Raw genomic sequence first — 13,462 nt, 5'->3', positions numbered from 1 at the left:
TGGTCCTCGTTTGCAGGTCGCTCGCTGGGCTCAAACGATGCCGGCGTCCTCGCGGAGCGCGGCGATCAGGTCTTGCAGATCCGCCGGCGGCGACGCCTCGAAACGCAGCGTCTCGCCGCTCGCCGGATGCCGGATGCTCAATCGGCGCGCGTGCAGGGCCTGGCGCGAGAAGCCGCGAAGCCGCTCCTTGAGCACCTCGGAGGCGCCCGCGGGGAACTTGAGCCGCCCGCCGTAGACCGGGTCACCGACCAGCGGCAGCTGCCGATGCGCCATGTGCACACGAATCTGGTGGGTACGGCCGGTCTCGAGCTTGCAGCGCACCAGGGCGTGGGCGCGATAGCGCTCCACCACCCGATAATGGGTCACCGCCGGTTTGCCGCCCGCCACCACCGCCTGGCGCTTGCGGTCCCTGGGATGGCGACCGATCGGTGCGTCCACCCGGCCACCGGAGATCGGCGTACCGACCACCACTGCATCGTACTCGCGCGACACGCTCCTGTCCTTGAGCTGCTCGATCAGCGAACGCTGAGCGAGCAGGCTCTTCGCCACCACCATCAGCCCGCTGGTGTCCTTGTCGAGCCGATGGACGATCCCCGCCCGCGCCAGTTGGATCTGCTCCGGCAGGTGATGGAGCAAGGCGTTGAGCAGGGTGCCGTCGGGATTGCCGGCGGCGGGATGGACCACCAGGCCGGCCGGTTTGTCGATCACCAGCAGCTCTTCATCCTCGAACAGGATCTCGAGCGCGATGTCCTGCGCCTCCCAGTCGCCGGCGGGCTCCAGTTCGGCGGACAGCGTCAGGAGCTGGCCGCGCAGCACCTTGGCGCGCGGCTTGACCGCCTCGCCATCGAGGGTCAAAGCCCCTTCGCCGATCCAGGCCTTGAGGCGTTCGCGAGAAAAATCTCCGAACAGCTGGGCGGCGGCCTGGTCGACACGCAGCCCGCTGAGCTCCTCGGGGATGATGTACTGCTGTTCGATTCGCTCGGGCATGGGCTGGGGCAACTCCTGGCTCGACAAACGGCGGCTGGGCGTATCACCGGCATCCGCGTCGAAGCGGGACGGTGTTCTAACGTCGCACGGTGTTTTATAGTGGGGCGGCTTTCCGCGCAGGAGAAGCCGGCAGAGGCCGGTTTTCCCGCTCGCGCGGCAATCCCGATGATGTACAGCGGCGGCGAATTCTATCATGTGCGCCGCGGTTTGCCCGACACGAGGAAGATGATGCGCGCCTTTCAACTGAGTGCTCTCGCGCTGGCCGCCGCCATGCTGGTCGGTTGCGCCAGCAGCGACACCCAGGATTCGATCCCCGACGTGCCAGAGCAGCAGCTCTACCAGCAGGCGCAGCAGTCCCTGGACAATGGCCGCTACTCCGCCGCGGTGACCCAGCTCGAAACCCTCGACAGCCGCTACCCGTTCGGCGACTACGCCCAGCAGGCGCAGCTCGAGCTGATCTACGGCTACTACCAGATCAGCAACTGGGAATCGGCGCGCGCCGCCTCGACCCGGTTCATCCGCCTGCACCCGGACCACCCCCAGGTCGATTACGCTTACTACATGCGCGGACTGGCCGCCTGGCAGGCGGGACGGTTCAGCCTCGAGGGCCTCGACCTGATCGACATCTCCAAGCGCGACCTAGGCTCCACCCGCGACGCCTACGCTGACCTTGGCGAGGTGGTGCGCCGCTTCCCCGATAGCCCCTACGCCGCCGATGCGCGCCAGCGGATCATCTATCTGCGCAACGTGCTCGCGCGCAGCGAGCTGCAGGTCGCTGACTTCTACCTGCGCAAGCAGGCCTACGTGGCAGCGGTCGAGCGTGGGCGCTGGGTGATCGAGCACTACCCGCAGGCGCAGGGCAGCGACGACGCCCTCGCCGCGATGATCGAGGGCTACATGGGGCTGGGCATGATCGATCGCGCGCGTGAGACCCTCGCGATCCTGATCCACAATGCGCCGGACTACTCACGCCTCAATGGCCAGACCTTCCAGCCGCGCTACGTGGGCGGCAGCCTTTCGCTCGAAGGCTGAGCACTTGCAGACCACCTCGTCCCGGCGTCCGACGGCCGCCGGGACGAAGTCGCAGGCTCAATCCCCCGGCTTCCAACCGTTGACGATCGGGTAGCGCCGCTCACGCCCGAAGGCGCGCTTGGAGACTCGCACCCCCGGCGCGGATTGACGGCGCTTGAATTCATTGCGATCGACCAGCGCCACCACTCGCTCGACCGCCTCGCGTTCGAACCCTTCGGCGACGATCGCCTCCAGGCTCTGGTCCTGCTCGATGTAGCGCACGAGGATCGCATCCAGCGTCGGATAGTCCGGCAACGAATCACTGTCCAGCTGCCCTTCGGCGAGTTCCGCCGAGGGCGCGCGCTCGATCACCCTCGGCTGGATCACTGGCGCACCGTTCTCGTCCTGGGCGTTACGCCAGCGCGCGAGGCGATAGACCTGGGTCTTGTAGAGATCCTTGAGCACGCTGTAGCCACCGACCATGTCGCCGTACAGCGTGGCGTAGCCAACCGCCATCTCGCTCTTGTTGCCAGTGGTCAGCACCATCAGCCCACGACGGTTGGCCAGAGCCATCAAAAGGGTACCGCGCACCCGAGCCTGGAGATTCTGCTCGGTGACGTCCTGGGCCGAAGGCGGCCCGAGCGGGGCGAAGCTCTCGCCGAGGATCGCATCGAGTGCCTCCACCGCTGCACCGATCGGCAGCTCCTCGAAGGCGACACCGAGGCCACGCGCCTGCGTCGCCGCATCGTCGCGCGACATATCGGCGGTATAGCGATACGGCATCATCACCGCCCTGACCCGCTCAGCGCCGAGCGCATCCACCGCGACCGCGAGCGACAGCGCCGAGTCGATGCCACCGGAGAGCCCCAGCACCACACCGGCGAAACCGCTCTTGCGCACGTATTCACGCAGGCCCACCACCAATGCGCAGTAGAGGGACTCTTCGTCCTGTGCGATCCGCGCTCGCTCACCGGGCGCCAGCTGCCAGCCGCTCCCCTCATCGACCAGCCGCAGCGGCATCAGCCCCTCTTCCCATGCCGGCGCCTGGACCTGAAGCCTGCCATCGCGATCCAAGGCGAACGAGGCGCCGTCGAAGACCAGATCGTCCTGTCCGCCCACCTGATGGACATAGGCGATCGGGGTCGAGATCGCGCGTGCACGCTCGCTGATCACCTCGATACGCTCGTCGAGCTTGCCGAGATGCCAGGGGGAGCAATTGAGCGAGAGCAGCAGGTCGACTCGGCCGGCATAGCCGGCGGCCGGCTCGGCGAGCCACAGGTCCTCGCAGATCGAAAGCCCGAGGCGAACGCCCTGGTGCTCGACCACACAAAGCGCATCGCCCGTCGCAAAGTAGCGCCGTTCGTCGAACACGCCATAGTTGGGCAGCGCCTGCTTGGCGTACTCGGCGATCCACTCGCCGTCGCGCAGCGCTCCGGCGAGATTGTAAAGCCGGCTCCCACGCAGGCCTGGATAGCCGATCACCACCAGCACCCCCGGCACCATGCGGCTTGCCATCAGCGCGCGGGCCTTGCTCACGCGGGCTTCGAGCGCCTCGCGCAGCAGCAGGTCCTCCGGCGAGTAGCCGACCAGGAACAGCTCGGGGAACACCACGACGTCGGCATGATGCTCGATGCTCGCCTCTCGCACCGCCTCCACCGCCCGCACGGCGTTGCCTTCGATGTCGCCGACCAGCGGGTCGCACTGGGCCATCACTGTGATCAGTTGCCGCATTTTAGTCCTCGTGCCGCTCGCCGGGAGCGCTTTCATCGCGTCGAGATTCCCTGACGCGGTTTGTCAACGACGTTGCCGACGACATCCCGTCAACGACCTTGTGTTGGTATAGTAACCGCGCATCGCGGCGCTACTTTGCTCTTATTGTGATCTTTGCCACGACGCTGTCAAAACCGCCGTATCACTTTCAAGGAGTGCCGCCCGATGCTGCGCCTGCTGATCCTGGCCGCACTGATCTACCTGCTCTACCGGTGCTACCGTCACTATCGCCGACTCCAGTCACGCGCCGAGACCAGGGCGCCGCGCAGCATTGCCTCGATTCGCTGCTCCCACTGCGGCCTGCACCTGCCTGCCAGCGAGGCGGTACGGGCAGCGGATGCTTCGCATCACTACTACTGCAACTCCGAGCATGCGCGACTCGGGCCAAAGCCACCGCGCAGGCACTGAGGTCGCGTTCAATCCTGCCTCGTCGGTGCCGATGGAGACGATATCCGACCGCTATCGCGAACCCATCATGCCGACTCCTGACGCGGGCGCGAGCCTGCCATCGCTGCTGCTGGCCCTGACCCTTGCCTCGGCGACCGCGCTGTACGCCGTCGATGGCGCCCGTCGCTGGCTCGATGCCCGGCATGCCGAGGCCGACCGTCAGGCACTGGCGGGCCTGATCGAGCGCGCCCGGCTGCAAAGCCTGCTCGAGGGACGCAGGCTTCGGCTCTGCGCCAGCGCCGATGCCGAGCGCTGCGCAGAGCGCTGGGAGCGAGGCGCACTGCTGCTTGACCCGGTTTCGGGGCAAATGATCAGCGCCTTCACCCCCCGAGCGCGCATTACCCTCCATGGTCCGGCGACCGCGCTCGATTTCAGCGCACACCCGGCCGCGAGCGTGCTCAATGCCACCTTCACACTCTGCACGCCACTGCGCCAAGGCTGGCAGCTGGTACTCAACCGCGTAGGCAGACCGCGCATGGACTGGGTCGAGCGCGATCAGCGCTGCAGCGCCCAGTAGCCCGGCAGCAGCAAGCGTCCGCTATCGGGCGACTCGACCACCACGCCACCGCGTACCAGCCTGGAGAAGAGACCGCCCTCGTCCCGATACTCGATGGAAATCTCGATCTCTCTGCAGCGCGGGCGCTCGAGTCCTTCGCAGCGCCGCTCGGGCCCGAGCGGTACCACTGCGATCACCGTCTGCCCGCCCTCATCGAGCCGCTGCCAACGTCCGTAGCCCGCATCGCTTTCTCCCAGCCGCCGCCAGGCGGCATCCATCTCGCGCTCGAGCAGGGCCAGTCGTTCGAGGCGAAGCTGCTCTGCCCACAGCGCGGGCGGCTCCCGCTCCAGGCGTTGGATCAAGGCATCGAGCAGCGGCGACAAGGTCATCAGCAATACCAGCACCATGGGCAGCACGATGCCCGACTGGCGCGACGCGACGCTCACTCGCGCTCCTCGAAGATCGAGAGCGCCTCGAGCCTGCTCGCCGCGAGATGCTGATCCAACGGGTTGCGCAGCACCACCAGCAGGCTGCGCTCGGCTTCGACCTGATCGATGCCGCCACCGGCGAAGCCCAGCGGATCACTCACCGCCCGCAGCGTACAGCGCACCGCCACCGCCCTTCGCCAGTCATTCACCCGCTCGGCGGCGACGAAAGCGAAGGACTGGCCGTTCGCGTCGTCTGCCATCCCATACTCACAGTGAAGTCCTGTGATCCCACGAACCATCTCCTGCGCCAGGGTTCGCCCGGCAATGCGCAGATAGAGCCCGGGCCCATCGCCATCGAGGTAGTAACCAGCGGCGTAGTGATGCCACTGCGCGCCCTGGGCCTCGGCGAAAAGTAGCGGCAGTCCCGCGGCCATCGGATCACCGCCGGCGCGCGCGAAGCGCACGATCAGCGCGCTTTCCCTACCGCCCGCCGGCGCCAACCGGTCTTCTCCCGGCATCGCACAGGGTGAGCCCCGGCAGACCACCCGGCCGCCGCCTCCCGTCACTGCCGCCGGCATGGCAGTGCTTCGGTCAGCGGGTATCCCACCCCAGAAACCGGCCAGGCGCAGTTCGTCCTCGAGCAGCAGGGCAGCGACTCTGACCCGCTCGAAGGCCTGCCAGCGTGCCGCTTCGTAACGGACTCGCTGCTGCATCACGGCGTGTGCCTCGAGCAGCGTGGCCACCAGCAGCGCACCGATCGCGAGCGCCGCAAGGGTCTCGACCAGGGAGAAGCCGTGTTGATCGCTCAAGGCGCGGCCCCCGAAAGCCCGATCGCCCCGGCTGGCTCTCCCTCGCTGCAGGCCGGCGGTGCCAAGCCGGGCCTTCTCGGCCACACCAGCCAGACGAGCATCACGCCGTCATCGGCACGCCGACAGAGCGTCACCCCGCCGCCCAATGGCGCAGGGGTGACCGATGATGCGGGTACTCCACGCTGGGCCTCGAGCAGCATCCCGATCGCCGAGGTGCCCAGGCTGCGCTCGCGCAGCAGCTGCCCACGTCCGAGCGCCGCCTCTAGCGCGGCTACCAGCGCTGTGACGCCGACAGCGGCGATCGCCACCGCCGCGAGCGCCTCGATCAGCGAGGCACCGCGCTGGCGACCGGCAGCATCGGATATCAAGAAATCGCGCATGCAAGGCTCCCTGGCGGCGCGGCAGCGCCACTCGAGATAGCCATCGGCCAGGCAGGCAACGGTTTGAGTCGTAAGGAATCAAACGAAAAGCTGCGCCGAGGGGCGCAGCTAGAATCGAAGGCTTCGGCGGGAAGATGCTCAGTGGGTGGTCAGCGGGCGAACCTCGAGCACCTCGACGTCGAACAGCAGGGTGCGTCCGGCGAGCGGATGATTGAAATCGACCTCGATCCGATCCCCTTCGACCGTCTTGATCACTCCGGGCAGCTCACCGCCCCCCGGCTCGGAGAACGAGACCACGGTGCCCGTTTCGAGCTCGATCGAGGCATCGAAGGCGCTACGATCGAGCATCTGCACGTTCTGCGGATTGTACTGGCCGAAGGCGTGCTCGGGGATGACCTCGAAACGACCACTCTCGCCGCTACCCAGCCCCCTGAGCGGCTGCTCGAAACCTGGGGGCAGGTTGCCGTCACCGAAGTCGAACTCGGCGGGACGACCGTCGCGGGTCGAATCGACCACGGTGCCATCCTCGAGCATCAGGGTGAAATGGAGCACCACCGAGGTGCCCTCGCCGATCCGGGTAAGATCGTGCTCGATTCCACTCATGACTGCCCCTCCTCTTGCCGGCCGCGACGACCGCGCAGCGCATCCCAGATCAACCCGACCGCGCCGACGCAGATCGCGCTGTCGGCGATGTTGAATGCCGGGTAGTAATAGGCCCTGCGCCAGTGGAACGAGAAAAAGTCGACCACGTAGCCGTGCACCATGCGATCGAACAGATTGCCGACCGCACCGCCGATGATCAACGCCAGCGCCACCGCCACCAGGGTTTCGCCCTGCTTGAGCCGCGACATCCATATGCTCAGCCCCACCGCCGCGCCGATCGCGATCAGGGCGAACAGCCAGCGCTGCCAGCCGGAGTGGTCGGCGAGAAAGCTGAACGCGGCGCCGTAGTTATGTAAAAGCGTCAGGTCGAAGAATCCCTCGATCACCACCACCGGCTGGGCATAGACGAGCAGGCTCGAGGCCAGTGCCTTGGTGCCGAGATCGACCACGATCACCGCCAGTGCCAGCCACAGCCAGCGCAGCGGAGCGCGCATCGGCGCTAAGGAATGCTTATCGAGATCAGGCATAGCGCCGTACCTCGCCCGGACCGCCCGGCAGGTTGAGAATGCTGCGCTCGCAGAGCGTCGGGTGCTCCGGATGGGTGCCTACGTCGGGGCGCCGCTCCCAGCTGCGCTCGCACTTAGGCCACGGGCTTGCGATCACCTTGACCCTGAGGCCATCGATCTCGGTCTCGGCCGCATCCTCACCCGCCTGATCGAGCGGCTCCAGCCGAGCCTCGGAGGTGATCAGCACGAAGCGCAGCTCGTGATCCAGGCGAGCGAGCAGCGAGTGCAGCGCCTCGTCCACATAAAGCGTCACCTCGGTATCCAGTGACCCCTTGACTAGGCCTTCGCCACGCGCGGCTTCGAGGCACTTGTTGACCGCGTGCTTGACCTCCATCACCCGATCCCAGAAGGCGCGGCCATAGGCGAAGTCCTGCGGCAGCTCGACGAGTTCGCGATAGTACTCCTCGAGCAGCACGCTCTCGGCGCCTTCACCCGGCAGGTTCTCGTGGATCTCCTCGGCGGTGAAGGAGAGGATCGGCGCGATCCAGCGACTGAGCGCCCGGGCGATGTGATAGAGCGCGGTCTGGCAGCTGCGCCGCGGCAGCGAATCCGCCTGGGTGGTGTACTGGCGGTCCTTGATCACATCGAGATAGAAGCTGCCCATGTCCCTCGAGCAGAAGCTCAGTAACTGCTGGTAGACGTCGAGGAAGCGATACTCGGTATAGGCCTTCTCCACCCGCGCCTGGAGCTGGGCGGCGCGATCCACCGCCCAGCGGTCCAGTGCGATCATCCGCTCCGGCTCGACGATATCGCGCGCGGGATCGAAACCGGTCAGGTTGGCGAGCATGAAGCGGGCGGTGTTGCGAATGCGCCGATAGGCGTCGGCGGTACGCTTCAAGATTTCATCGGAGACCGCCATCTCGCCTGAGTAATCGGTCGAAGCGACCCACAGCCGCAGGATGTCGGCCCCGAGCTTGTCCATGACCTGCTGCGGAGCGACCACGTTGCCGACCGACTTGGACATCTTGCGTCCTTGGGCATCGACCGTGAAGCCGTGGGTCAGCAGCGCTCGATACGGCGGGTGGCCGTCGATCGCCGAGCCGGTGAGCAGCGAAGAGTGGAACCAGCCGCGGTGCTGGTCCGAGCCTTCGAGGTAGATATCCGCCGCCGGGCCTTCGGCATGGGCCAACGGGTGCGAACCACGCAGCACATGGTAGTGGGTGGTGCCGGAGTCGAACCAGACGTCTAGGGTGTCGAGCACCTTCTCGTAGTCGGACGCCTGCGCGCCCAGGAGCTCGACGGGATCGAGCTTGAACCAGGCCTCGATGCCTTCGCGCTCGACCCGCTGGGCGACCTCCTCCATCAGCTCGACGGTGCGCGGATGCAGCTCGCCGCTCTCACGATGGAGGAAGAACGGAATCGGCACGCCCCAGTTGCGCTGGCGCGAGATGCACCAGTCGGGCCGGGTCTCGATCATGCCGTGCAGCCTGGCCTGGCCCCAGGCCGGATAGAAACGCGTGCCATCGATGCCCTCGAGCGCCAGTTCGCGCAGGCTGCGGCCGTCGGCGCAGGGCTTGTCCATGCTCACGAACCACTGCGCGGTAGCGCGGTAGATCAAAGGCGACTTGTGTCGCCAGCAGTGCATGTAGCTGTGAGTGATGCGTTGATGGGCGAGCAATTGCCCTGCATCGTCCAGCGCGGCGATGACCCGGGGATTGGCCTTCCAGATGAACTGGCCGCCGAACAGCGGCAGGGATTCGGCATAGACCCCGTTGGCCTGCACCGGGCTCAGGATCTCATCGAAGCTCATCCCATGGCGGCGGCAGGAGTAGAAGTCGTCCTCGCCATAGGCCGGCGCCGAGTGGACCACCCCAGAGCCGGCGCCGAGTTCGACGTAGTCGGCGAGGTAGATCGGCGCAGTGCGGTCGTATCCTGGATCGATACCGGCCAGCGGATGGTGGAACTCGATCAGCTCCAGCGCGGTGCCTGGCGCTCGGGCGATGATTTCGCCGTCGAGACCGTAGCGCTCGAGGCAGCTTCCGACCAGCTCCTCGGCCAGCAGCAGCAGGCGCTCGCCGACGTCCACCAGCGCATAGGTGAAGTCAGGATGGACGTTGAGCGCCTGGTTGGCCGGAATGGTCCAAGGCGTGGTGGTCCAGATCACCACCGCGGCCGGCTTGGCCAGTGCGTCGACACCGAAAGCGGCCGCCAAGCGCAGCGGATCGACGACCGGGAAGGCCACGTCGATCGCATCGGACTCCTTGTCCTGGTACTCGACCTCGGCCTCGGCCAGTGCCGAGGCGCAGTCGAAGCACCAGTTGACCGGCTTGAGCCCCTTGAACACGAAGCCGCGCTCGACGATCTTCGCCAGCGCCCGGATTTCGCCCGCCTCGTTGGCGAAGTCCATGGTGCGGTAGGGGTTGTCCCAATCGCCCAGCACGCCCAGCCTGATGAAGTCGGCCTTCTGGCCCTCGATCTGCTCCGCGGCGTAGGCGCGACAAAGCTCGCGCGCGCGCGCAGCGGGAAGATGCTTGCCGTGGGTGGTCTCGACCTTGTGCTCGATCGGCAGGCCGTGGCAGTCCCAGCCCGGCACGTAGGGTGCATCGAACCCCGCCATGCTCTTCGACTTGACGATGATGTCCTTGAGGATCTTGTTCACCGCGTGGCCGATATGGATGCTCCCATTGGCATAGGGAGGACCATCGTGGAGCACGAAGCGCTCGCGGCCGGCACGAACCTCGCGGAGCTTGGCGTACAGCCCCATGTCGGTCCACTGGGCGAGTCGCTTGGGCTCCTGACTCGGCAGGTTGCCGCGCATCGGAAAATCGGTGCTCGGCAGGTTCAAGGTGTGCTTGTAGTCGTGCTGTCGATCGCTCATGGCCTGCTCGTAGGACTCAGGATGATAAGAAAAAACGCGTCAGCGTTGGTCGACGCCCGCGCTCGAAGGCGTATTCGCATTGCTCGGCGGAGAGAGCGGCGCAGTGGCGAGCTTGAGCGGCCGCCCCGCGTAGTAGGCCTCCACGAAGGTGTCGGGATCCGCCGCTTGGCTCAGGTAATCACGACTCACCGCCACGTCGCGATGCAGCTGGGTGCGCAGCGCCTCCAGCCCGTCGAAGACGAGCTCTCCACGCAGCCTGACGCAGGGCAGCACGGTCAGCCGCTCGCCGTAGAGATCGCCCGAAAAGTCGATCAGGTGAACCTCGAGTACCGGGCGCTGACTGCCGACCGTCGGTCGCCAGCCGAAATTCGCCGCGCCCGGCAGCAGTTCGCCACTCTCGCGCGCCACCATCACCGCGTAGACGCCGCGCAGCACCAGCGGTCCTTCGGGCAGCGGCAGGTTGGCGGTGGGAACGCCCAAGGTGCGGCCAAGCTGGCGGTCGGCGACCACGCGACCCTCGAAACGATAGGGGCGTCCCAGCAGATAGGCGGCCTGGAGGAAGTTGCCGGAGGCCAGCAGCGTTCGCACCCGGCTGCTGGAGACCCGCTCGTCGGCAAGCTGGAAAGCATGGGTGTGCTCGACGCTGTAGCCATGCTCGCGACCGAGCGCTTCGAGCAGGGCGAAGTCGCCGGCACGGTCGCAGCCGAAGCGGAAATCGTCGCCGACCACCAGATGACGCACATCCAACCCCTCGACCAGCACCCGCTCGATGAAGTCACGCCCCGAGAGTTCGCGCAGCCGCTGATTGAACGGCAGGCAGAGCACCTGCTCGACACCCTGCTCGGCGAGCAGCCGCAGCTTCTCCCTCAACCGAGTCAGGCGCGGCGGCGCCTGGGTACCGGCGAAGTACTCGCGCGGCTGGGGCTCGAACAGCACCACGGTCAACGCCAGCCCTTCACCGTTGGCGTGCCGACGCAGCTGGTCGAGGATCGCGCGGTGGCCACGGTGCACCCCATCGAAGTTGCCGATGGTCGCAACGCAGCCACGGTGGCGTTGGCGAAGGTTGTGCAGTCCTCTGATCAGTTCCATGCGAGATCATCCCGTTGGCGATACGTGGCGCCGCGCCGCGCGAATGTCGGCAGGCACCCCGAGTATAACCGAGCCCAGGGGTATGGACCGGACGCCGCGGCGCAGGCCGCGTGGGCACTCATCCGCGCATCCTGAAGTGGGCAAGGCGCATGCCGGTGAGCGCCAGCCAGGCGAAGTAGACGGCTATCGACGCGACGATCACCGCGCTCATCACGCCTGCACGCTCGAGCACTCCCCAGGCGAGCCACTGCTGCAATGGCGGCACCAGCCACCAGAGCCCCGCGCCAAGCAGCCCGCAGCCACCCCCGACCTGCAGCCAGAAGCGCCGCCAGCCCGGCTGAACCACCAGCACGCCCTGGCGCAACAGGCCGCGCGCCAGCAGCCCGGCGTTGACATAGGCCGCAAGCGCAGTGGCAAGCGCCAGCCCCGCATGGGCCAGCGGCCAGACCAGCACCAGGTTGAAGGCCATGTTGGCGGCCATCGCGATCACCCCGATGCGCACCGGGGTGCGAGTATCCTGGCGCGCATAGAAGCCGGGCGCGAGCACCTTGATCAACATGTAGGCGATCACCCCGAAAGCCAATGCCCTGAGGCTGCGCGCGGTCATCTCGATATCGTGGTCGGTCATCGCGCCGTAGTGGAACAGCGTCACCAGCAAGGGCTCGGCGAGCAGGAAGATCGCCAGCGCCGCGGGCAGGCTGATGATCAGCACCATGCGCAGCGCCCAATCGAGCATCCGGGAGAAGTGCTCGGTACTCTGGCTGGCATGCCGCCGGGAGAGCGCGGGCAGGATCACAGTGGCGATGGCGACGCCGAAGATGCCGATCGGCAGTTCGACCAGCCGGTCGGAGTAGTAAAGCCAGGACACGCTGCCGGTGACCAGGAACGACGCCAGGATGGTGTTCAGCAGCATGTTGATCTGCGCCACGGAGACGCCGAACAGCGCAGGTCCCATCAGCTTGAGGATACGCCTCACCCCGGGGTGGCTGAAATCCGGCTTGGGGCGCGGCAACAGCCCCAGCCGGCCGAGGAATGGCAGCTGGAAACCCAGCTGGATCACCCCTGCGGCGAGCACCCCCCAGGCAAGCCCCATCGCCGGCACCTCGAGGCGCGGAGAGAGCCACAGCACCGCCGCGATCATCGTCAGATTGAGGAATACCGGGGTCAGCGCGGGAATCGCAAAGCGGTTCCAGCTATTGAGCACTGCGCTGCAGAAAGCGGTCAGCGAGATCAGCAGCAGATAGGGGAAGGTGATCCTCAGCATGTCAGAGGTGAGCGCGAGCTTGCCTGCATCGCTCGAGAAGCCGGGAGCGAAGATCCATACCAGCCAGGGCGAAAGCAGCACCGCGACCAGCGTGATCAGGGTCAGGACCATCGCCAGGCTGCCCGCGGTGGCGTCGAGCAACCGACGCGTTTCGCGTGGGTCATCCTTGGTCGCGTATTCGGAAAGCACCGGAACGAAGGCCTGGTTGAACGCACCTTCGGCGAACAGCCGGCGCAGCAGGTTGGGGATGCGGAAGGCGACGAAGAACGCATCCGCGCCTCCGCCGGCGCCAAGCAGCGATGCGATCATCACGTCGCGTACCATTCCCAGCACGCGCGAGATCATGGTCATCGCGCCGACCACCGCGCCAGACCTGAGCAGCCCCGCCACCTTGCGTTCCTTCATTCGCTCCGTTCTCGCTCACGTTACGAACACAAAAAAACCGGCCGAAGCCGGTTTTTTCTACAGCACCTGACCGGCTTAGGCAGCCAGGCTTTTAATTCGCGCGTTGAGGCGGCTCTTGATGCGAGCGGCCTTTTTCTTCGCGATCACGTTCTTGTCGGCGATGCGGTCGATGACCGGCTGCGCTTTCTTGAACTCGGTCATCGCGGCGCTGTGGTCGCCGGTCTGGATCGCTTTCAGCACGCGCTTGACGAAGGTACGTGCCATCGAGCGCTGGCTGGACTTGAGGACGCGACGCGCTTCGGACTGACGTGCGCGCTTACGGGCTTGCTTGGAATTCGCCACCGTCTACTCCCTGGAGATATCGACAGTTGATTAACGGATAGTTCGTG

14 protein-coding genes are annotated in these 13,462 nt (G+C 66.4%); 3 read left to right on the top strand and 11 right to left on the bottom strand.

Annotated elements, in window-relative coordinates:
• Window positions 1-30: 30 nt before the first annotated feature.
• A complete protein-coding gene (gene rluD / locus Q376_RS0104875) occupies window positions 31-987 on the bottom strand; it encodes a 23S rRNA pseudouridine(1911/1915/1917) synthase RluD (RefSeq protein ID WP_027349367.1) in 957 nt (318 codons plus the stop codon).
• Between the two features lie 228 nt (window positions 988-1,215).
• Between rluD and Q376_RS0104870 the strand changes: the two genes are divergently transcribed.
• Window positions 1,216-2,019, top strand: coding sequence for an outer membrane protein assembly factor BamD (locus Q376_RS0104870; RefSeq protein WP_027349366.1), 804 nt, complete (start codon window positions 1,216-1,218; stop codon window positions 2,017-2,019).
• A gap of 57 nt (window positions 2,020-2,076) precedes the next feature.
• On the opposite strand, the gene Q376_RS0104865 is transcribed toward Q376_RS0104870, so the two are convergent.
• Entirely contained in the window at window positions 2,077-3,729 is a 1,653-nt protein-coding gene (locus Q376_RS0104865) for an NAD+ synthase (RefSeq protein ID WP_027349365.1), read from the bottom strand.
• Window positions 3,730-3,933: 204 nt separating this feature from the next.
• On the opposite strand from Q376_RS0104865, the gene Q376_RS25025 reads away from it, so the two are divergent.
• Both Q376_RS25025 and Q376_RS0104855 read left to right on the top strand, forming a co-directional pair.
• Window positions 3,934-4,176 (top strand): PP0621 family protein, encoded by a 243-nt coding sequence (locus Q376_RS25025; protein ID WP_043446290.1) that lies wholly within the window; start codon window positions 3,934-3,936, stop codon window positions 4,174-4,176.
• A gap of 67 nt (window positions 4,177-4,243) precedes the next feature.
• Window positions 4,244-4,732: a GspH/FimT family pseudopilin gene (locus Q376_RS0104855; RefSeq protein ID WP_162177880.1), complete on the top strand. Its 489-nt coding sequence runs from the start codon at window positions 4,244-4,246 to the stop codon at window positions 4,730-4,732.
• Here the strand turns inward: Q376_RS0104855 and Q376_RS0104850 are convergent.
• The 9 genes from Q376_RS0104850 to rpsT form a co-directional block, all read right to left on the bottom strand.
• Window positions 4,711-5,157: a hypothetical protein gene (locus Q376_RS0104850; protein ID WP_027349363.1), complete on the bottom strand. Its 447-nt coding sequence runs from the start codon at window positions 5,155-5,157 to the stop codon at window positions 4,711-4,713. The genes Q376_RS0104855 and Q376_RS0104850 overlap by 22 nt on opposite strands.
• The gene (locus tag Q376_RS0104845; protein ID WP_027349362.1) at window positions 5,154-5,948 is read right to left on the bottom strand and encodes a PilW family protein; all 795 of its coding nucleotides are present in this window, start codon (window positions 5,946-5,948) and stop codon (window positions 5,154-5,156) included. The genes Q376_RS0104850 and Q376_RS0104845 overlap by 4 nt, the downstream gene beginning before the upstream one ends.
• Window positions 5,945-6,328 (bottom strand): hypothetical protein, encoded by a 384-nt coding sequence (locus Q376_RS0104840; RefSeq protein ID WP_027349361.1) that lies wholly within the window; start codon window positions 6,326-6,328, stop codon window positions 5,945-5,947. The genes Q376_RS0104845 and Q376_RS0104840 overlap by 4 nt, the downstream gene beginning before the upstream one ends.
• A gap of 138 nt (window positions 6,329-6,466) precedes the next feature.
• Complete coding sequence (fkpB, locus tag Q376_RS0104835; RefSeq protein ID WP_027349360.1) at window positions 6,467-6,931, bottom strand: FKBP-type peptidyl-prolyl cis-trans isomerase; 465 nt, start codon at window positions 6,929-6,931, stop codon at window positions 6,467-6,469.
• Window positions 6,928-7,458 carry a signal peptidase II gene (gene lspA / locus Q376_RS0104830; RefSeq protein ID WP_027349359.1) on the bottom strand — a complete coding sequence of 177 codons (531 nt, stop codon included), beginning with the start codon at window positions 7,456-7,458 and terminating at the stop codon, window positions 6,928-6,930. Before lspA ends, fkpB begins: the two co-directional genes overlap by 4 nt.
• Window positions 7,451-10,315 (bottom strand): isoleucine--tRNA ligase, encoded by a 2,865-nt coding sequence (gene ileS / locus Q376_RS0104825; protein WP_027349358.1) that lies wholly within the window; start codon window positions 10,313-10,315, stop codon window positions 7,451-7,453. The genes lspA and ileS overlap by 8 nt, the downstream gene beginning before the upstream one ends.
• 39 nt (window positions 10,316-10,354) lie before the next feature.
• On the bottom strand, window positions 10,355-11,404 hold the full coding sequence (gene ribF / locus Q376_RS0104820; RefSeq protein WP_027349357.1) for a bifunctional riboflavin kinase/FAD synthetase: 1,050 nt from the start codon (window positions 11,402-11,404) through the stop codon (window positions 10,355-10,357).
• A 118-nt stretch (window positions 11,405-11,522) separates the two neighbouring features.
• Window positions 11,523-13,073 (bottom strand): murein biosynthesis integral membrane protein MurJ, encoded by a 1,551-nt coding sequence (gene murJ, locus Q376_RS0104815; RefSeq protein WP_027349356.1) that lies wholly within the window; start codon window positions 13,071-13,073, stop codon window positions 11,523-11,525.
• 75 nt (window positions 13,074-13,148) lie between these two features.
• Window positions 13,149-13,415: a 30S ribosomal protein S20 gene (rpsT, locus tag Q376_RS0104810; RefSeq protein ID WP_027349355.1), complete on the bottom strand. Its 267-nt coding sequence runs from the start codon at window positions 13,413-13,415 to the stop codon at window positions 13,149-13,151.
• Window positions 13,416-13,462: the final 47 nt, after the last annotated feature.

The organism is Halotalea alkalilenta DSM 17697, from assembly GCF_000621205.1.
GTDB lineage: Bacteria > Pseudomonadota > Gammaproteobacteria > Pseudomonadales > Halomonadaceae > Halotalea > Halotalea alkalilenta.
The sequence above is the reverse complement of the archived record's forward strand: the minus strand, read 5'-3'. Positions and strand labels throughout refer to the sequence as shown.

Coding starts and splice junctions, on each gene's coding strand:
- fkpB (WP_027349360.1), bottom strand. CDS start 6,931: ATGAGTGGAATCGAGCACGATCTTACCCGGATCGGCGAGGGCACCTCG.
- Q376_RS0104840 (WP_027349361.1), bottom strand. CDS start 6,328: ATGCGCGATTTCTTGATATCCGATGCTGCCGGTCGCCAGCGCGGTGCC.
- rluD (WP_027349367.1), bottom strand. CDS start 987: ATGCCCGAGCGAATCGAACAGCAGTACATCATCCCCGAGGAGCTCAGC.
- murJ (WP_027349356.1), bottom strand. CDS start 13,073: ATGAAGGAACGCAAGGTGGCGGGGCTGCTCAGGTCTGGCGCGGTGGTC.
- Q376_RS25025 (WP_043446290.1), top strand. CDS start 3,934: ATGCTGCGCCTGCTGATCCTGGCCGCACTGATCTACCTGCTCTACCGG.
- lspA (WP_027349359.1), bottom strand. CDS start 7,458: ATGCCTGATCTCGATAAGCATTCCTTAGCGCCGATGCGCGCTCCGCTG.
- Q376_RS0104865 (WP_027349365.1), bottom strand. CDS start 3,729: ATGCGGCAACTGATCACAGTGATGGCCCAGTGCGACCCGCTGGTCGGC.
- ribF (WP_027349357.1), bottom strand. CDS start 11,404: ATGGAACTGATCAGAGGACTGCACAACCTTCGCCAACGCCACCGTGGC.
- Q376_RS0104870 (WP_027349366.1), top strand. CDS start 1,216: ATGCGCGCCTTTCAACTGAGTGCTCTCGCGCTGGCCGCCGCCATGCTG.
- ileS (WP_027349358.1), bottom strand. CDS start 10,315: ATGAGCGATCGACAGCACGACTACAAGCACACCTTGAACCTGCCGAGC.
- Q376_RS0104855 (WP_162177880.1), top strand. CDS start 4,244: ATGCCGACTCCTGACGCGGGCGCGAGCCTGCCATCGCTGCTGCTGGCC.